An 18,868-nucleotide genomic window follows, 5' to 3' on the forward strand; every position below is an offset into this window, starting at 1 on the left:
CCTAAGCGCGCGCGACAGCATTATCCCGCCCATCTCAATAGATTGGCGGACTCCCCCCATGGAACAGTCACTGAAACATTTGCGTTTTCCACTCGCGGCTTTGGCTATCGTAGTGATGAGCGCATGCGGCAAAACTCCACAAGCGACTGCTCCAGCGCCTGCTGCAAAAGTCAGTGTGGCTAAAGTCCTTGAACAACCCGTTAATGAATGGGACGAGTTCACCGGTCGCCTTGAGGCACCGGAAACCGTTGAAATTCGACCTCGCGTGTCGGGCCAGATTGATCAAGTCGCCTTCACTGAGGGCGCCTTGGTCAAGAAGGGCGACGTGTTGTTCCAAATCGACCCGCGCCCTTTCCAAGCGGCCGTGCGTCAGCTTGAAGCTGAACTCCAGCAAGCCCGTGCTAATGCGACCCGCAGCGAAAACGAAGCGCAACGGGGTGAGCGTCTGCGCCAAAGCAATGCGATCTCTGCCGAACTGGCTGAGTCTCGCTCCACCGCTTCCCAAGCTGCCCGCGCTGCTGTGGCCGCGATCCAGGCCCAACTGGATCTGGCAAAACTCAATCTGAGCTTTACCCGCGTGACATCACCTATCAGTGGGCGTGTTAGCCGCGCCGAAATCACCGCGGGTAACATCGTCACTGCCGATGTCACGCCGCTGACCAGCGTGGTGTCGACCGACAAGGTCTACGCCTACTTCGACGCTGACGAACGTGTGTTTCTCAAGTACAGCCAACTGGCTCGTGATGGCAAACGTGGCCAGACCACCCCGGTGTATCTGGGGCTGTCTAACGAAGAAGGTAACCCGCATCTGGGTCAGATGAACTTCGTCGATAACCAAGTCAACCCCAAAACCGGCACCATTCGGGGTCGCGCAGTATTCGACAACCGTGATGGCAGCTTCACGCCGGGTCTGTACGCACGCTTGAAGCTGGTTGGCAGCGGCACCTACGACGCCGTGCTGATCAATGATGAAGCCGTTGGCACCGACCTCGGCAAAAAATTCGTCTTGGTGATGGACGGCAATAACAACACCGCCTACCGCTCCATTGATCTAGGGCCAAAGATCGAGGGTCTGCGCATTGTCCGCAGCGGCCTGAATAAAGACGACACCATCATCGTTAAAGGCTTGCAACGTGTACTGCCTGGCTCGCCAGTGACCCCAGAAGTCATTCCGATGGCCAGCGAACAAACCCTCGCCGCACTGGCGCAACAAAGACACGCCCTAGAAGCCAGCAACCTGTCGCCTGCAACGCCCGCAACCCCTGCGGCGAAGCTGGCTAGCGTTACGACTCCTCGTGGTTAAGGGACGACAACTTCGATGAATTTTTCCCAGTTCTTCATTCAACGGCCGATTTTCGCGGCCGTACTTTCGTTATTGATTTTGATTGCGGGCAGCATTTCGCTGTTCCAATTGCCGATCAGTGAATACCCGGAAGTCGTACCGCCGACAGTGGTCGTGCGTGCCAACTTCCCAGGTGCTAACCCGAAAGTGATTGGCGAAACGGTGGCGGCGCCACTGGAACAGGCCATCACCGGCGTGGAACACATGCTGTACATGTCTTCGCAATCCACTGCCGACGGCAAGCTCACGCTGACCATCACCTTCGCCTTGGGCACTGATCTGGACAACGCGCAGGTGCAGGTGCAAAACCGTGTCACTCGTACCGAGCCCAAGTTGCCCGAGGAAGTGACACGCATCGGCATCACCGTGGACAAAGCCTCGCCCGACCTGACCATGGTCGTGCACTTGACCTCTCCTGATCAGCGTTACGACATGTTGTACTTGTCCAACTACGCGATTCTCAACATTAAAGATGAGCTGGCCCGTTTGGGCGGTGTAGGTGATGTACAGCTGTTCGGCATGGGCGACTACTCGCTGCGCGTGTGGCTTGATCCAAACAAAACCGCGTCGCGTAATTTAACTGCCACTGATGTGGTCAATGCCATTCGCGAGCAAAACCGCCAAGTAGCGGCCGGTGCGCTGGGTGCGCCGCCTGCTCCCAATGCCACCAGTTTCCAACTGTCGGTCAATACTCAGGGCCGTCTAGTCACTGAGGAAGAGTTTGAGAACATCATCATTCGTGCTGGCGACGACGGTGAAATCACACGTTTAAAAGACATCGCCCGCATTGAGCTGGGGTCAAGCCAATACGCCTTACGCTCCTTACTCAATAACCAACCGGCCGTCGCGATTCCGATTTTCCAGCGTCCAGGCTCGAACGCCATTGATATCTCGAACGAGGTTCGGGGCAAGATGGACGAGTTGAAGAAGAGTTTCCCGCAGGGCATGGACTACAGCATCGTGTATGACCCGACGATTTTCGTCCGCGGTTCTATCGAGGCGGTGATTCACACGCTGTTTGAAGCCCTGATCCTTGTGGTGCTGGTGGTCATCCTGTTCCTGCAAACGTGGCGCGCTTCGATTATTCCGCTGGCAGCCGTACCGGTTTCGTTGATCGGTACGTTTGCCGTCATGCATATGTTTGGCTTCTCGCTGAACGCCCTGTCGCTGTTCGGGCTGGTATTGGCGATCGGGATCGTGGTCGACGATGCGATTGTGGTGGTCGAAAACGTTGAGCGAAACATCGAGCTGGGCCTAGAGCCGGTCGAGGCAACCAAACGCGCCATGCGAGAGGTTACCGGGCCTATCGTTGCAACGGCGCTGGTGCTGTGCGCGGTGTTTGTACCGGCTGCGTTTATTTCCGGGCTGACGGGGCAGTTTTATAAACAGTTCGCCTTAACCATTGCGATTTCGACGGTGATCTCGGCGTTCAACTCGCTGACCTTGTCACCTGCACTGGCCGCGGTATTGCTCAGAGCCCACGACGCACCCAAAGACCGCTTCTCGCGAGTGTTGGACAAGCTGTTCGGGGGTTGGCTGTTCCGTCCGTTCAACCGCTTCTTCGAGCGCGCCAGTCATGGCTATGTAGGCACTGTAGCGCGAGTGATCCGTAGCAGTGGCATCGCGCTGCTGGTATACGCCGGTTTGATGGTGCTGACCTTCTTCGGCTTCTCACACACGCCGACGGGTTTCGTTCCGGGGCAAGACAAGCAGTACTTGGTGGCTTTTGCTCAACTACCGGATGCCGCAAGCCTTGATCGCACCGAAGACGTGATCAAACGCATGTCTGACTTTGCTCTCAAGCAACCGGGCGTGGCTAACTCTATTGCGTTCCCAGGGCTGTCAATCAACGGCTTCACCAACAGCCCCAACAGCGGCATTGTCTTCGTTGCACTCAAAGACTTTGATCAACGTAAAGACCCAAGTCAGTCTGCTGCGGCCATTGCCGCCACTCTGAACGCGCAGTTTGCCGACATTCAAGAAGCCTACATCGCAATCTTCCCACCGCCGCCGGTACAAGGGCTGGGAACCATCGGCGGCTTCCGCCTACAAGTCGAGGACCGCGGTGGGCTGGGTTATGACGCCCTGTACAAAGAAGTTCAGAACGTCATCGCTAAAAGCCATAACGTCCCTGAGTTGACCGGCCTGTTCACCAGTTACACCGTGAACGTGCCGCAGGTCGACGCGGCAATCGACCGTGATAAAGCCAAGACTCACGGTGTGGCCGTCAGTGACATCTTCGACACCTTGCAGGTATACCTCGGTTCGCTGTATGCCAACGACTTTAACCGCTTCGGTCGCACCTATCAGGTCAACGTTGAGGCCGAACAGCAGTTCCGCCTAGAGCCGTATCAGATCGGCCAATTGAAAGTGCGCAACAACAAAGGCGAGATGATCCCGCTGGCTACCTTTATCAAGGTCAGCAATACCTCGGGGCCAGACCGTGTGATGCACTACAACGGCTTTATTACCGCTGAAATCAACGGTGCGGCAGCTCCAGGCTATAGCTCCGGACAAGCCGAGCAAGCCATCGAAAAACTGCTCAAAGAGGAGCTACCGAACGGCATGACCTACGAATGGACCGATCTGACCTACCAACAGATTCTGTCCGGTAACACCGCGCTGTTCGTCTTTCCGCTCTGCGTATTACTAGCCTTCCTAGTATTGGCCGCGCAATACGAAAGCTGGAGCCTGCCATTAGCCGTGATTCTGATCGTACCGATGACCTTGCTGTCGGCGATCACCGGGGTCATTGCTACGGGGGGTGACAACAACATCTTCACCCAGATCGGTTTAATCGTTCTGGTAGGGCTGGCGTGTAAAAACGCGATTCTGATCGTTGAGTTCGCCAAGGACAAACAAGCTGAAGGGCTGAGCCCGTTGGCCGCGGTTCTGGAAGCCTGCCGTCTGCGTCTGCGGCCGATCTTGATGACCTCTATCGCCTTCATCATGGGTGTGGTGCCTTTGGTGCTGTCCAGTGGCGCCGGTGCAGAAATGCGTCACGCGATGGGTGTTGCGGTGTTCTCCGGGATGCTCGGGGTTACCTTCTTCGGTCTGCTGTTGACGCCTGTGTTTTATGTGCTGATCCGCAACTATGTTGAGCGCAGCGAAGCGCGCAAGGCGGCCAAGCACCTTAACTTGGAGTCGCAGCAATGAGCCTGAAACTTTTCTTACCCAGCATGTTGGTGCTGGCGCTGAGTGCCTGCGCCGTTGGCCCGGACTATAAAACACCGAGCAACGCACCCGCGCTGATCAGCGCTGAGAACCTAAAAGGCTTTGATCGGGCTCATTTTGAAGGGATCTGGTGGCAGCAGTTTGACGATCCAACCTTGAACAAACTGGTGACTCAATCGCTGGCCGGTAACCGCGAGTTGCGCGTGGCCTTCGCTCGCCTTCGGGCAGCACGAGCGATTCGCGATGACGTCAACACGAAAACCATGCCGACTATCACCAGCCGTGCCAGCAGCGACCTAGGCAAGGGCCAAATTCCGGGAACCACCGAGAAGCGCGTCAACAGTGAGCGTTACGATCTAGGGTTGGACATGGCTTGGGAGGTCGACCTGTTTGGCCGTATCCAGCGCGAACTGGAAGCCAGCGATGCTGACGAGCAAGCCGCGGCGGCGGATCTGTATCAGTTGCAAGTCACAATGATTGCCGAACTGGTAGACGCTTATGGCGAGCTGCGCGGCGCGCAATTGCGTGAACGGATCGCCTTGGAAAACCTGAAGAACCAGCAGGAATCAAAAGGTATTACGGTCAGCCTGCGTGATGCAGGCGTTGGCGACCAACTCGACGTGGTGCGGGCCGACGCTCGCTTGGCAGCTGTTGAGGCCAGCGTGCCACAGCTGCAGGCCGAGCAAGTGCGTGAGCGCAATCGCATCGCCACCTTGTTGGGCGAACGACCTGAAAGTCTAAGCGTCGATTTGAGCCCCGCTCAGTTACCCGCGATTGCTAAGGCGCTGAACATCGGTAACCCCGGCGACTTGCTGCAACGACGCCCAGACATAGCGAGCGCCGAACGTAAATTGGCGGCGGCCACGGCCCGTATCGGTGTAGCCAAGGCCGATTTATTCCCGCGGGTCAGCCTCAGCGGTTTCTTGGGCTTTACAGCCGGGCGAGGCTCACAAATTGGCTCGTCTGCCGCCAATGCGTGGGCTTTGGGTCCAAGTATTACGTGGCCAGCATTCAACTTGGGCAGCGTCCGAGCTCGTTTGCGCGGTGCAGATGCAGACGCAGATGGCGCACTAGCTAACTATGAGCAGCAAGTCTTGTTGGCGCTTGAAGAGTCTGAAAACGCCTTTAGTGATTACAGCAAACGACAGCAGCGCTTGGTGTCATTGATTCGTCAAAGCGAAGCCAGCCGCACAGCGGCTGATCTGGCAGCGATTCGCTATCGCGAAGGCACGGTGGATTTTCTAGTGTTGCTCGACGCTCAGCGTGAACGTTTGGCGGCTGAAGACAGCCAAGCCCAAGCAGAAGTTGATCAGTTTCGTGGCGTAGTCGCGATCTACAAAGCTTTAGGCGGAGGCTGGCAGGCCGAGCCACTCGCGAGTACGCATTGATCTAAAGAGCTCCTTTGGTTGGCCGCATCCAACCAATTTTTAGCCCCGCGCTTATTTGGCGCGGGGTTTTTTTTGCTCCGCAAACGCTAAGACGACAGCTAGGTATTTTGCGTGGGTTTTTAGATCTCGGTTTGACTCAGACCGTCTACTGTCCCAATCTTGCACTTCATACGCCCGACTGTTACTGGATTTTGCATGTCTCAGCCTCGCCGTTACTTGGTTGTTAGCCTTCTGTCTGCACTCATCGCAGTCGGTCTTTGGTATTGGATGCGCCCTGCCCCGACTACCGTAACGTCGAGCAGCGTGAGCTACAGTTACTCATCCGCTCTGGAACAAGCCCATAACGGCCAGCCTGGTGCCGCTCGCGTGTTGTATCAACAACTGGCTCGAACAGATCTATCTGACATCCGCCGTGCCAGTCTGCATGCCGAACTGCCCCACTACCCAAGCCCGCGTGCGCTTAAGCTGGCCGATGGCGATTTGCAAAACCCCTCCCCGTTGGTACGCAAAGCGGCAATCCAAAGCATTGCAGGCTTGGTGCCCAATGCTCAGCGCACTCAATTACTCGGGCCGCTGCTTGATGATCCTGAACAAAGCGTTCGTTTCGCGGCTGCCAGAGCCCTTTTGGGCTTATCCCCCGACGAGCAAGGTCTGTATTTCGGCCCACTGCAACACGTGATAGATGAGTACGAGCGCGAACTCAAGACTCAACCCGAGGACCCGCAGGCCCTAGCTCAACTCGCGCGCTTGTATTTGCATGAAGGACAACTGAATGAGGCGCAAGCGGTACTGGAAAAAGTCTCCGCACTGGATCCAGAGAATCTCAAGGCGGTTGTGGCCCAAATTGAGCTGTTGGATAAACGCGGTAAAACCGATCAAGCCAATGCGTTACTGGCAAAGCAACTCAAGGCACACCCAGATTCTGCTTACCTACAACATGCGCTCGGGATCTGGTTACTCAACCATGGGCAAACTGAATACGCCTTGCTGGGTCTGGCCAAAGCGGTAGAGTTGGAGCCTGAGAACAGCGATTACCGTTACAAGCTGGCCATTGCCTTACATGATCTTGAACAATTGGAACCGGCGCAGCATCAGCTCGAAGAATTACTGCAGCGCCAGCCAGCCAACCGTAAGGCGCGACTGTTATTGATTCGGTACTGGAACGAGACCGGCCAAATACAAAATGTACAAGTACTGCTGGCACAACTAGAACAGCAGAATCCTGATGATCCCGCTCTGCAACAAGGGTTGTAGACCTTTAGCTTCGAGCTATAAGCTAGGCGCTTGTGGCTTGCGCATTCAGGCCAGCAGCTTTTGAATCTGCCCTTGTAAGGTGTCTAAGTCGAACGGTTTGGCCAAGATCGGCGCTGTGAGCGTAATCGGGCTGCCGGTGTCGCGAATCTCTGCCGGGTAACCACTGATAAAAATCACTTTGAGATCTGGGCGCAACTTCACTGCAGGCTCGGCAATTTGGACCCCTGAAATCCCACCCGGCAAACGGAAGTCCGTCACCATGAGATCTAGGTGCGGCTTGGTTGCCAAAATCGCAAACGCCTGCTCACCGTTTTCAGCCTGCAATACTCTGTAGCCTTCACCTGAAAGGTAAGTACTGAGGACCATCAGGATCGAGGGATCGTCTTCGACGATCAAAACAACATCTTGGGCATCTTCACTCATGGGAAACCTTAATCCGAACATTGCTGCCATTACGACCGCAGTCGTGGCTATAGGTTGCGGGCAATTTAGATCTTTTGTACCAACGGCAAATACACCTTAAACAAGGCACCTTCGCCCAACTCACTAGATACTTCTATTTTGCCACTGTGGGCCGCAACAATTTGTTCCGAAATAAATAAGCCCAGCCCCAAACCTGAAACCACCTGAGTGCTGGATACCCGTTCAAATTGCTGGAAAATTCGCTGCTGATTCTCTTGGCTGATACCGATACCCTGGTCACGCACTTGCACCACGGCATATTGCCCCTCGGTGTAAACAGCTACATCAACAGGCTTATTAGCGCCATAACGCAGGGCATTGGTGAGCAAATTTGTAATAACCTGCTCAATCCTGAACTCATCCCACTGCCCGATGATCGACTGCTGTGCGTGGAGGCTCACACTGGCGTGCGAGGCACTTATTTGGGGCGAAAACACCTCCAGCAAATTGCTGACAAGCTGAGACAAGTCGAACGCCGAGGGGCGAATTGACAGCTTGCCAGTTCGAATACGTGACACATCCAACATGTCTTCAACCAAGCGAATCAAGCTCTGGATCTGCCTTTCATCGCGCTCAACCATGGACTGCAATTTTTCCATGCTGAAGGCCTGCGTATTACCTCGCTCTAGGTGCATCCTGCGTAGCTGAGTCTCCAGTATCAGGCCATTGAGCGGTGTGCGGACTTCATGTGACACAATCGACATAAAGTCGTCACGCATGCGCACAGCATGCTCCAGTTCAACCTGCGTCACTTGCAATTGGGCGAGTAACGTTTCTTGCTCACGACGACTTTGCTCCAACGCTTCGACCTGACGCTGCATGGCTTTGCTTTGCAGCCATAGATCGACAAAAACATTAACCTTGCTTTTAACCGCGTGAATGTCCAATGGCTTATGCAAAAAGTCGACCGCACCGCTTTCATAGCCTTTAAAGACGTAATTCATTTCCCGACCGGCGGCACTGACAAACACAATCGGGATATTTTTGGTGCGCTCAGTCCCGCGCATCAACTCGGCCAACTCAAAGCCATTCATGCCCGGCATTTGCACGTCCAAAATGGCCATTGCAAATTCGTGCTGTAGCAACAATGAAAGAGCTTCGTTAGCAGACAGGGCTTTGTAGACCGCCCGATCTTCACGCTTGATTAAAGCTTCCAGCGCCAATAAATTTTCTGGCAGATCATCTACGATCAGCAGCTTGGCTTGAATATCGCTTAGTGGCATTCGATTCGTTCCAGCTCAACAAGCAAACGGGCAATGCCCTTCAAAGGCAGAATGCCGTCCGGTTGGCAACGCTCCAATGCCGCTAGCGGCATGGTTGATATACAGGCTTCGTCAGGGTCTTGAATGACAGTCAAGCCACCCAGTTGTTTGACCGTGTCTAACCCCTGTGCACCATCCTGATTAGCGCCGGTGAGTAATATCGCAGCCAATGCGTGTTGATACACATCGGCTGCGGATTCAAAAAGGTAGTCAATCGAGGGGCGTGAGTGATGCACTCGGTCCTCTCGACTCAACGAAAAACTAAAATCGTTCTCCACCGAAACATGGTAACCCGGCGCTGCAAAATATAGCGTGCCCGGCGTAATTGGCTGCTTATCGAGCACTTCCTTGACCGGTATCAATAAACGTTGCTCAAAAACGCTCGCCAACTGGCTGCGACGTTCGTCGGGTATGTGCAGAACAACGATGATAGGCAACGCATAACCGGGCTTCAAATCAGCGAAGATTTTCAGCAGCGCCTCAACGCCCCCCGCAGATGCCCCAATGACAATCGCTTTGACAGGCCGCAAGCCAGCGATTTCAATATTTTTGACGCTCATAGCTTTCTGTAGATCCGTTCTTGCTTAAGCAAAGACGTAAATTGAGTGCTGTAATCCGAGAAATCCAAGGTTTCTTTACTGCCAAGCATCAAAAAACCACGATGACACAGCGACTCACTGAACAACCCAAACGCCCTGTTTTGTAGCTTTTTATTGAAATAAATCAATACGTTGCGACACGAAATTAAATGGGTCTCTGAAAAAACACTGTCCGTCGCAAGGCTATGATCGGCAAAGGTCACGTTCTCACGCAGGCGCTTGTCGAAAATCGCGTAATCATAGGCAGCCGTGTAGTAGTCGGCAAACGAGCGCTGCCCACCAGACTTTTGATAGTTGTGGGTATAAGCACGAATGTTTTCCAACGAAAAAATCCCTTGCTTAGCCTTTTCAAGCGAGCGGGGGTTGATGTCGGTGGCATAAATAATGGTGCGGTCCAATAACCCTTCTTCCTGCAGCAAGATGGCCATTGAGTACACCTCCTCACCCGTGCTGCACCCTGCGATCCAGATTTTCAGGGACGGATACGTCTTCAGAATCGGTACAACTTCTTGGCGAATGGCCAAAAAGTGTTCGGGGTCGCGAAACATTTCACTCACCGGGATCGTCAGCAATTGCAGCAGTTGCATAAAGGCCGCCGGGTCATGCAGTACGCGCTCCTGCAAGGCCGAAATGGTATTGCAGTCAAACTGACGCAACGCATGCTGAACCCGGCGCTTGATCGAAGCACCGGAGTAATCGCGAAAATCATAGCTGTACTTGAGGTAAATCGCCTCGATCAGCAGCCTTATCTCGATGTCGATGTTTCGCAGCACTTAGAGTCGTTCCATTTTAGGTAGCCAAACTCGAATCAACGAAAAGAGTCGGTCAAGATCAATCGGTTTAGCCAGATAATCATTCGAGCCGGCTTGCAGGCAGCGTTCTTGATCGTCTTTCATCGCCTTGGCCGTGACTGCAATGATCGGCAGCTTGCGCCAACGCGGGTTCTTACGAATTTCAATAGTCGCTTCGTAGCCGTCCATTTCCGGCATCATCACGTCCATCAGCACCAAGTCGATATCTTCGACTTCATTCAAACGCTCGATCGCTTCACGACCATTGCGGCCAATGACCACAATCGCGCCTTTATGCTCTAGCGCGCTGGTGAGGGCGAAGATGTTTCGTACATCGTCGTCAACCAGCAGAATTTTGCGCCCTTCGAACACTTTGTCGCGACTGCGAGCCGTCTTGAGCATTGTTTGGCGCTCATGGGACAACTGAGATTCCACTTTGTGCAGAAATAATGTGACCTCGTCCAACAGACGTTCAGGTGAGCGCGCACCTTTGATGATGATCGAGCGTGAGTACTTACGCAGTTCAACTTCTTCATCGCGTGTCAGATTGCGTCCGGTGTAAACGATGACCGGCGGAAATGAGCAAATGTCCTCAGTAGACATACGCTTGAGCAATTCGTTACCCAGCATGTCAGGCAGTTTGAGATCAATGATCATGCAGTCGTAGATGGTACTGCGCAGCAGGTCGAGCGCTTCTTGAGCAAAGCCAACCGCGGTGATTTCAATGTCATCGTCGCCAATGAGACGGGAAATACTGTCGCGTTGTAGATCATCGTCTTCGACCAGCAGGATGCGTTTGACCTTTTGTGTCAATTTGGATTCTAGACGGGCAAAGACATCTTTAAGCTCTTCACGGCTAGTGGGTTTAACCGCGTAGCCTACGGCCCCCATGTGCATGGCGGCTTCAACACGGTCTTCCACCGAAATCACGTGTACCGGGATGTGTCGGGTCGCAGCCAAAGCTTTCAAGCGCTGCAAAACCGTGAGCCCGGAGTGATCGGGCAATCGCATATCGAGCAAAATGGCGTCGGGAATAAACTCTGCGGCTAGGCTGAAGCCTTCATCAGCACCGTGCGCAACCAAGCAGCGATAACCTAACTCGTGCGCCAGATCGTAGAGGATGCGGGCAAAGTTGGGTTCATCCTCAATCACCAAAATGCAGCGCGTGGTGAATGGGGCTTGCTCGCGATCATCTAAAAAGCGCGGAATGTTTAGCGGAGCATCCAATATTGGCTGAGATAAGGCTCTACCCAGTGCGAGCTGGGGCGCGGGCGCAGCAATAACGTTAACCGGAGCATGTGGCTCGGCATCTTCCACAAATAGTTCGGGCATGATCAGGGTAAATGTACTGCCTCGCCCCGATTCGCTGCTGACGCTAATGGATCCACCAAGCAATGTCGCCAGATCCCGCGAAATAGACAAGCCCAACCCGGTGCCACCATATTTACGGTTGGTGGTGCCATCAGCCTGGCGGAATGCTTCGAAGATGCTCTCTTGCTGTTCTTGAGCAATGCCGATGCCAGAGTCAGTCACCACAAATGCAATGGCATTACCCGGATGACGCGAAACTGCCAAGCTAACCTGGCCTTTTTCGGTGAACTTAAACGCGTTGGACAGCAGGTTTCTGAGGATCTGCTCCAAACGTTGGCTGTCGGTATAAATCAGGGCTGGCGTGCCGGGTTGCAGATCTACTCTGAACTCCAGCGACTTCTCATTGGCGAGCGGCTGAAACAGTCCACGAATCCCGTCAACCATTCTCGCCACACTAGTGTTTTCAGGGCGAACCTCAAGCTTGCCGGCCTCAACCTTGGAAATATCCAGAATATCGTTGATCAGGTTGAGTAAGTCGTTGCCTGCCGAGTAAATCGACTCGGCAAATTTGACCTGTTCCTGGGTGAGGTTCTGCTGCGGATTCTCCGAGAGCAGTTTTGCCAAAATCAGTGAGCTGTTAAGGGGCGTTCGCAGCTCATGGGACATGTTGGCCAAGAACTCCGACTTGTACTTGCTGGAGCGCTGCAACTCATCGGCACGCTCTTCCAGTTGCTCCTGAGCCTGATTGAGCTGGGTGTTCTTGCGGTCCATGGCATCACGCTGTTCTGCCAGGGCTTCGTTGGTCTGCTCAAGCTCCGCCTGTTGCGCCTCAAGGCTGATCTGCGACTCTTTAAGGATGCGCGACTGTTCTTCTAACTCTTCGTTAGCGGTTTTGAGCTCCTCTTGCTGAACCTGCAACTCTTCATTGAGTTGCTGAGTTTCGGCCAGCACTTCTTGCAACCGTTGGCGATAACGCGCGGCTTCAATCGAGGTGCCAATATTGTCAGCGATCAATTCGAAGAGTTCGATGTCTCGGTCTTCAAGCGGCCGTAGGAAGCCCAACTCAATCACGCCGTTCACTCGATCATCATCACTGGTCGGCACCACCAGCACACTACGGGGCGCGCCCTCACCCAGTCCGGAGCTGACTTTGAAGCAGTAATCGGAAGGCACGTTGTCCAGACGAATCAACTGATCCTGTTGCGCGGCTTGCCCGACAATGCCTTCATCGTTATGGATAACCTCATTACGTTGTTCTTGCTCGCGAGAAAAGCCGTAGCTCGCGATGCGCCTTAGACCACCGTGGTCTTCACGGACATAAACCGCGGCAACCACCGAATCCAAGTATTGCGCGCAGAACTGCAAAATATTGCGCCCCAGCCCATTCAGCGTCAGCCGCCCCAGCACTTGTTCAGCCAACTCGGTCTGGCCATTACGCAACCACGCTTGGCGCTCCAAGCGATCCGCTGCTTTGGTTTGAAGCGCGAGGTTTTCTTGATAACTCTTTGAAAGACTTAATAAATCTCTGCGCCCAACATAAGCTAAAAATCCGCCAAGACCCACCACGAAGAACAGATACAGCGCGACGCAGGCAATCGTCGTGGTGCTCGCTTCGTCATTGCGAGCGACCCGCAGCTGTTGCTCCAGTTGAATAAAATCGTCGTACTGCTGACGGATTTGGTCGGTCAGATTTTTGCCACGGCCGGTCTGCACCGCCGAGCGATAGTCGCCATTTAGACGACGTAAATCCACCATCTGCTGGGCATAAGTCGCCCATTCGTTTTGCAGCGCCTCGATTCGTTTCAGGCGATCAACCTGCTGCGGGTTATCGCTGACCAGCGCTTGCAAACTCTGAATCTGCGCAAAAATTTGCGGCTTGGCCACCGCGTAAGGATCTAGAAAATGCTCATCACCGGTGATCAAGAAACCGCGCATGCCGGATTCCAAATCGACGGTCAGCTTCACCGCTTCGTTGGTGTTGCTAATGACCCGATCGCTGTGCTCAACCCATTTGAGAACCGATAGCAAATAACTGATCATCAGCACAAACAACACAGCACTCAGCACGCCGACCGCTAAAGGCAAACCTACGTTACGGCTCAGCAGTTTGCGAAAGCTTCGCTCATCAATAGATGCAGGTGAGTTCATTTTTTAGCCTGTGGACGTCATAAATTAAGCGGAGTTTGAAGGATTACGGCGTAATAGTTCAGCTTTCTTACTTCAGACATAGATTTTTCTTACAAAAATAAGCATTTTGGCGCGACTCAACGCTATTCTTACCCACCATGCGCGGATAAACCCGCACTGGTTTCAAATTTTTAGCGAGATCATGCCTATGTCCGCAACACCCTCCACCATTCTTGTAGTTGAAGACGATGCCATTATTCGAATGCTGATCGTTGACGTGCTACAAGAGCTGGAGTTCCAAGTGCTTGAAGCAGAAGATGGCAACAGTGCATTGGCACTACTAAAGAATAATGAGCATCAGATTGACCTGCTGATGACCGATGTCGGGCTACCTGGAATGACGGGTAAGGCACTGGCACTCGAAGCTAGAGAGCTGCACCAGAAACTGCCGATTCTGTTTGCCAGCGGCTATGCTGAAGCCCTTGAGGTACCTGAAGGCATGGGCGTGATTGGTAAGCCTTTCTCGATTGATCAATTGCGCAACAAGGTTAAAAGCATGCTGGTTGCGCGATAAAGCTGAGACGTTAAACCCCATTCATCAACACTGCCCACTCTGCCCTTTGAGGGCTCTAGCGTGTTGAACACCCTGCACTATCACCCTACCCTCAACCGGGAGTTGCGGCATTGGTTCAACCTGGCACACATACGCCAACTATGATCATTGGCCTTGGATGTCGCCAGGGATGCAGTTGCGACGACTTGCTAGCGCTGATTCAACAAGCACTTGACCAGGCGGCAATCACATTAAGCAGCGTTCACGGGCTGGCCAGTATTGATCTCAAGCGTGATGAGCCTGGCCTGATCCAGTTGGCTGCGCGGTTGAGCCTGCCTTTTGAGGTGTTCAGTGCGCTGCAGCTTGAACCCTTTGCTTCAAGGCTGAGCCAGCACTCGACGGTTGCCTACCAGCAAACGGGGTGCTGGGGGATCGCGGAAAGCACGGCGCTGGCGTTGGCCGAACAGCTAAGCGGGACGTCTGCAAAACTGATAATTCCTCGTCAAGCCTCTTCAATGGCAACCTTTGCATTGGCCTGCGCCGGATAAAAAACGCCATAATTCCCCGATTCACTATGAGCGCTCTTCAAGAGCAGCTCTATTTCGACCTTTTTAGAGATTGCCATGACTGTTTACTTCATCGGCGCCGGGCCCGGCGATCCAGAGCTGATCACCGTCAAAGGCCAGCGCTTGATTCGAACATGCCCGGTCATTATTTATGCGGGCTCGCTCGTGCCCATCGCTGTATTGGAAGGCAATCACGCTGAACAGATTGTTAACAGTGCAGAGCTGCATCTAGAACAGATTATCGGTCTTATTAAACACGCTGACGCCAAAGGCCAAGACGTGGCGCGTGTACATTCAGGCGACCCGAGCTTGTATGGCGCTATTGGTGAACAAATCCGCTGCTTGCGCCAACTGAACATCGAGTATGAAATCATCCCTGGCGTAACTGCTACGGCAGCGTGTGCGGCCATTTTAGGGGCCGAACTGACACTACCTGACGTATCACAAACAGTCATTCTGACTCGTTATGCGGATAAAACCGTGATGCCCGCAGGCGAGGAGCTGGCAAGCCTGGCGGCGCACGGCGCAACCATGGCCATTCATCTTGGGGTTAAACACCTTGAGAACATCGTTCGCGAATTGATACCGCATTACGGCAGTGACTGTCCGATTGCAGTCATTCATCGTGCCAGCTGGCCTGATCAAGACTGGGTGCAAGGCACACTTGAAGACATTGAAGCCAAAGTACAGACCAAGGGATTCAAACGCACAGCGTTGATTTTGGTTGGCCGGGTTCTGGACAGTGATGGTTTTGCCGATTCGTCACTGTATCGAGCCGGACACGCGCATGTTTATCGCCCCTCATAGCCTGTAGCGATTAACTGGCGAAAAAAAACGGTGCTCACGGGGCACCGTTTTTTCATTCACTTCGCAGCGAACACCCTTTTACTGATCACTCAGTAGTAGGCGTTTTCTTTCTGCGAGTGGTCGGTCACGTCACGCACGCCTTTGAGCTCTGGTACTCGCTCAAGCAGGGTACGCTCAATGCCTTCACGCAAGGTCACGTCTGCCTGACCACAGCCTTGGCAACCACCGCCGAACTTGAGCACAGCGATCCCGTCTTCAACCACTTCAATCAAGCTAACCTGACCACCGTGGCTGGCCAAACCGGGGTTAATCTCGGTTTGCAAGTAGTAGTTGATTCGCTCGTTGATTGGGCTATCTGCATTAACCATCGGGACTTTGGCGTTGGGCGCCTTGATCGTCAACTGTCCACCCATGCGATCTGTGGCGTAATCCACCACTGCATCCTCAAGGAACGCTTCGCTGAAAGAATCGATCCACGCGGTAAAGCTCTTTAGGCCGATGGCGGTGTCTTCAGGTTTTACTTCATTAGGCTTGCAGTAAGCTATGCAGGTTTCAGCATACTGAGTGCCCGGCTGGGTGATAAAGACGCGGATGCCGATACCCGGCGTGTTCTGCTTGGACAGCAGATCAGCCAAGTAATCGTGGGCAGCGTCGGTAATCGTTATAGCGCTCATGGAATCTCCTCGCAGACTTGGGGGGCAGTTTACGCCAATCGGCACGCCTGACAAAGTCCCAGTATTTTTGTCAGGCAATCTGCCTTCTCTCAGTTAAAAATTACCGGGCCCCTTACAGATTTTCGTAGCGGTTCATGTCCAGAACCCCGGCTTCTACCGGATTGGTTTCATGGATGTACTCACCGATGTCGTGAAAGTACTGCCAAAACTGCGGGTTGCTGCGGCGAACCCCCCAACGCTCGACGATAGTGTCAAAGCTTGCTTGGGTCTTAGAGTGCTCCATGGCTTCTACAAACGCCTCAACGTCGCCCGTCGGGATGTTGAACATAAAGTTCGGGTAACTGCTGAGAACCCCAGGGTAGATCGTTAGCGTATCCAACCCAGGTTGCAACCGGTAAGCCTCGCCGAGCATAAAGGCCACGTTGGTGTGCGAACGGTTACGCAGCATGCTGTACATCTCACGCTTGCCGTCGCTGCCCTCAATCCGCAGCATGCTGGCTTCTGGCAATTGTTTAATGACCGCCAGCCCCGCCGCCGGGCGCGAAGTTAGACGGCTTAGCGCTTGCTCAGCGAACTGAAACTCTTGGGCGATGTTGGGCCTTGAGCAGTAAGCCCCGGTGCAACGGTTGATTGGATCAGGGCTGGCATTCAGAGTGCCTGCACGCTCAATCAGCTTGAGGGCAAAATCACGTTTCGGATCGACCGGATCCAAGATCATGCCGGTCGGCGTGCTGGTGTCGATTTTCTGATAGTCCAACCACATTTTCAGCTTGCCGCTGTTCTGATACCAGTCGCTAAGAATGCTTGCGCGGGCATCATCGGGCATCAGGCGTAGAAAGTTGACCTCAGCGCCGTTGCGAATCAAGTCGAAGTACAACCGCGTTTGGGCCTGATGCGATACGTTTCCGTACACATCAAAATTGACCGCCAACTGGTAGTAAGTCCGCTCCAGTAACGGGAAATCAAACAACCACATTGTCTGCGGCACTTCACCGATCAAGCCCTTGGTGACGCTGGCGCTGTCAAAGTGTCGGAAGATAGTCAGTAGCGCGTTGTCATTGCCTGCCCACAAGGTTGCCCAACTCGGTGGCGGCATGTCGGCATAGGTCTCTTGACGCAGCTTCACGTACTCATTGCGCTTGTCGCGATAGTTGTGCCACAGCGTGAGGATGCTGCCCACGTTATCAATCTGCCCAGGCATCGCCAGCAAAGGGGTTGCCTCACCCCGATAGGCGGCGTCAGTGATATAGCGGTCGTGCGCAGGCTCTTGGAACATCGCCCAGAAGCTGTCACGAATCACGTCTGTGGCAATTTGCCCACGACAGACCGGCCCACGAATAAAGGTGCGCACGAAATATTCGGCGTTATCGAGCATGAACTGATAACGCGCAACGGCCGGAATCGCTTCGAACGTTTGAAACGGGTTGGCTCGGCTGCGCGGCCCGTACCCCGGCAGTGAGGTCGCGCGCCAGTTACCGCTGTAAAAAAGCTCTTTGACCCGCGCAAGCTTTTGCTTGCCCATTGGATAGGTGATGTGGGTTTTATGCACAATCACGCCTTGCACCGGCATCAGTCGATAAAAGAAGGTGGTGCCGGGATCGTCATCCGGGCGACGAGTTGCAATCAGGTCAATGGGCTGACCACTCGGTGTACGCGAGCGCACCCATTGGAAGAAATGCCCTGGCACACCGTTATCAAAATAAGCGTGGGCCAAGAACAAGTGCTCATATAACCAACGCCCTACCAACGCCTCGGACGAGCCCGGCCGATTGAGCAATGCCTCCCACTCAGCAATCTGCGCCGCTTCAACCGGGCTTGGCTTAATGGCGTTTTGGTCAACCGGCGCACCTTGCGCAAGCCACGCTTGGACAGTTTGATATTGTTTGTCGGTAAGGCCAGTTACGGCCAGCGGCATACCTTCTTTAGGGTGTTTTTTCGCATAGGCATCGAACTCGCCCGGCGCTGGGCAGACATTGTTGCGGTTCAGGCCCAGCACGATTTCTTTGGGTAACTTGGCATTCGGCGTGAGTGGCGTGCTGTGACCCAACTCAAGCATGCGCGTCATCAATGCAGCCTGCGAACCTTGCGCATCCAACACAGAATAGAAGCCTTTACGGTGCCACTGATCCGGGCCACTGGCATCGTAGAAAATTCGGGTGGGTTCAATAGCCGTCGTTCTGTCGCCCTTATAGACAGGCACTTTGCTGGCGCCACGGGTGGCGCCCTCAGCACTTCCCAAGTTGAGCTGGCAGGCGGCGTCGTTGCAAGCATGGCAAGCCACGCATTTTTCAGTAAGGATCGGCTGTATATCCCGAACATAAGAAATAGTCGGGGGAACAGCCGGACTGGCCAGCGGGGTTTGGCCCAGCGCTGTGCTGCACAGCACCAGCGTCACGGCGCTGGTGAGTAGGCGTAAAAACATGTGCCAATGTCCTGATATTAGAATGCCGCGATTCTACCTGTGCGGCCGCCCAGCAAACATGAGCGAAATTCATGCAAATCTTCCAGCGCTCAAATCCGGCGCAGGTTTGTTATGATTTGCCATCTTTTGCATGGCT

14 protein-coding genes are annotated in these 18,868 nt (G+C 54.0%); 7 read left to right on the forward strand and 7 right to left on the reverse strand.

The genetic code is table 11. From position 1 onward, the window contains the following. Positions 1 to 58 precede the first annotated feature (58 nt). From mexE to AQS70_RS11895, 4 genes are all read left to right on the forward strand, one after another. Complete coding sequence (gene mexE, locus AQS70_RS11880) at positions 59 to 1,303, forward strand: multidrug efflux RND transporter periplasmic adaptor subunit MexE (protein WP_055102968.1); 1,245 nt, start codon at positions 59 to 61, stop codon at positions 1,301 to 1,303. Positions 1,304 to 1,318: 15 nt separating this feature from the next. Next, positions 1,319 to 4,498 (forward strand): efflux RND transporter permease subunit, encoded by a 3,180-nt coding sequence (locus AQS70_RS11885; RefSeq protein WP_055102969.1) that lies wholly within the window; start codon positions 1,319 to 1,321, stop codon positions 4,496 to 4,498. Next, a complete protein-coding gene (locus tag AQS70_RS11890; RefSeq protein WP_055102970.1) occupies positions 4,495 to 5,904 on the forward strand; it encodes an efflux transporter outer membrane subunit in 1,410 nt (469 codons plus the stop codon). The genes AQS70_RS11885 and AQS70_RS11890 overlap by 4 nt, the downstream gene beginning before the upstream one ends. A gap of 195 nt (positions 5,905 to 6,099) precedes the next feature. Further along, complete coding sequence (locus AQS70_RS11895) at positions 6,100 to 7,158, forward strand: HEAT repeat domain-containing protein (RefSeq protein ID WP_055102971.1); 1,059 nt, start codon at positions 6,100 to 6,102, stop codon at positions 7,156 to 7,158. Between the two features lie 45 nt (positions 7,159 to 7,203). Here the strand turns inward: AQS70_RS11895 and AQS70_RS11900 are convergent, their stop codons facing one another. From AQS70_RS11900 to AQS70_RS11920, 5 genes are all read right to left on the reverse strand, one after another. Beyond that, on the reverse strand, positions 7,204 to 7,581 hold the full coding sequence (locus AQS70_RS11900) for a response regulator (protein WP_055102972.1): 378 nt from the start codon (positions 7,579 to 7,581) through the stop codon (positions 7,204 to 7,206). Positions 7,582 to 7,646: 65 nt separating this feature from the next. After that, positions 7,647 to 8,843 (reverse strand): hybrid sensor histidine kinase/response regulator, encoded by a 1,197-nt coding sequence (locus tag AQS70_RS11905; RefSeq protein ID WP_055102973.1) that lies wholly within the window; start codon positions 8,841 to 8,843, stop codon positions 7,647 to 7,649. Beyond that, on the reverse strand, positions 8,834 to 9,442 hold the full coding sequence (locus AQS70_RS11910; protein ID WP_055102974.1) for a chemotaxis protein CheB: 609 nt from the start codon (positions 9,440 to 9,442) through the stop codon (positions 8,834 to 8,836). Before AQS70_RS11910 ends, AQS70_RS11905 begins: the two co-directional genes overlap by 10 nt. Next, positions 9,439 to 10,254 carry a CheR family methyltransferase gene (locus tag AQS70_RS11915; RefSeq protein ID WP_055102975.1) on the reverse strand — a complete coding sequence of 272 codons (816 nt, stop codon included), beginning with the start codon at positions 10,252 to 10,254 and terminating at the stop codon, positions 9,439 to 9,441. Before AQS70_RS11915 ends, AQS70_RS11910 begins: the two co-directional genes overlap by 4 nt. Then, on the reverse strand, positions 10,255 to 13,731 hold the full coding sequence (locus AQS70_RS11920) for a response regulator (protein WP_055102976.1): 3,477 nt from the start codon (positions 13,729 to 13,731) through the stop codon (positions 10,255 to 10,257). A 187-nt stretch (positions 13,732 to 13,918) separates the two neighbouring features. Between AQS70_RS11920 and AQS70_RS11925 the strand changes: the two genes are divergently transcribed. The 3 genes from AQS70_RS11925 (at position 13,919) to cobM (ending at position 15,636) form a co-directional block, all read left to right on the forward strand. Further along, positions 13,919 to 14,284, forward strand: a complete 366-nt coding sequence (locus AQS70_RS11925; RefSeq protein ID WP_055102977.1) for a response regulator — start codon at positions 13,919 to 13,921, stop codon at positions 14,282 to 14,284. Between the two features lie 140 nt (positions 14,285 to 14,424). Then, entirely contained in the window at positions 14,425 to 14,811 is a 387-nt protein-coding gene (locus AQS70_RS11930; protein WP_187331812.1) for a cobalamin biosynthesis protein, read from the forward strand. A 75-nt stretch (positions 14,812 to 14,886) separates the two neighbouring features. Next, positions 14,887 to 15,636, forward strand: a complete 750-nt coding sequence (gene cobM, locus AQS70_RS11935; RefSeq protein WP_055102979.1) for a precorrin-4 C(11)-methyltransferase — start codon at positions 14,887 to 14,889, stop codon at positions 15,634 to 15,636. A gap of 89 nt (positions 15,637 to 15,725) precedes the next feature. Here the strand turns inward: cobM and nfuA are convergent, their stop codons facing one another. Together nfuA and AQS70_RS11945 are read right to left on the reverse strand one after the other, a co-directional pair. Continuing rightward, positions 15,726 to 16,310 carry a Fe-S biogenesis protein NfuA gene (gene nfuA, locus AQS70_RS11940; protein WP_019409695.1) on the reverse strand — a complete coding sequence of 195 codons (585 nt, stop codon included), beginning with the start codon at positions 16,308 to 16,310 and terminating at the stop codon, positions 15,726 to 15,728. Between the two features lie 112 nt (positions 16,311 to 16,422). Continuing rightward, a complete protein-coding gene (locus AQS70_RS11945; protein WP_055102980.1) occupies positions 16,423 to 18,732 on the reverse strand; it encodes a fatty acid cis/trans isomerase in 2,310 nt (769 codons plus the stop codon). Between the last annotated feature and the right edge of the window lie 136 nt (positions 18,733 to 18,868).

This window comes from Pseudomonas endophytica (assembly GCF_001411475.1).
In the GTDB taxonomy this organism is placed as follows: Bacteria; Pseudomonadota; Gammaproteobacteria; order Pseudomonadales; family Pseudomonadaceae; genus Aquipseudomonas; species Aquipseudomonas endophytica.

Coding starts and splice junctions, on each gene's coding strand:
- AQS70_RS11945 (WP_055102980.1), bottom strand. CDS start 18,732: ATGTTTTTACGCCTACTCACCAGCGCCGTGACGCTGGTGCTGTGCAGC.
- AQS70_RS11930 (WP_187331812.1), top strand. CDS start 14,425: ATGATCATTGGCCTTGGATGTCGCCAGGGATGCAGTTGCGACGACTTG.
- AQS70_RS11900 (WP_055102972.1), bottom strand. CDS start 7,581: ATGAGTGAAGATGCCCAAGATGTTGTTTTGATCGTCGAAGACGATCCC.
- mexE (WP_055102968.1), top strand. CDS start 59: ATGGAACAGTCACTGAAACATTTGCGTTTTCCACTCGCGGCTTTGGCT.
- AQS70_RS11910 (WP_055102974.1), bottom strand. CDS start 9,442: ATGAGCGTCAAAAATATTGAAATCGCTGGCTTGCGGCCTGTCAAAGCG.
- AQS70_RS11905 (WP_055102973.1), bottom strand. CDS start 8,843: ATGCCACTAAGCGATATTCAAGCCAAGCTGCTGATCGTAGATGATCTG.
- AQS70_RS11895 (WP_055102971.1), top strand. CDS start 6,100: ATGTCTCAGCCTCGCCGTTACTTGGTTGTTAGCCTTCTGTCTGCACTC.
- cobM (WP_055102979.1), top strand. CDS start 14,887: ATGACTGTTTACTTCATCGGCGCCGGGCCCGGCGATCCAGAGCTGATC.
- AQS70_RS11885 (WP_055102969.1), top strand. CDS start 1,319: ATGAATTTTTCCCAGTTCTTCATTCAACGGCCGATTTTCGCGGCCGTA.
- AQS70_RS11920 (WP_055102976.1), bottom strand. CDS start 13,731: ATGAACTCACCTGCATCTATTGATGAGCGAAGCTTTCGCAAACTGCTG.
- AQS70_RS11890 (WP_055102970.1), top strand. CDS start 4,495: ATGAGCCTGAAACTTTTCTTACCCAGCATGTTGGTGCTGGCGCTGAGT.
- nfuA (WP_019409695.1), bottom strand. CDS start 16,310: ATGAGCGCTATAACGATTACCGACGCTGCCCACGATTACTTGGCTGAT.
- AQS70_RS11925 (WP_055102977.1), top strand. CDS start 13,919: ATGTCCGCAACACCCTCCACCATTCTTGTAGTTGAAGACGATGCCATT.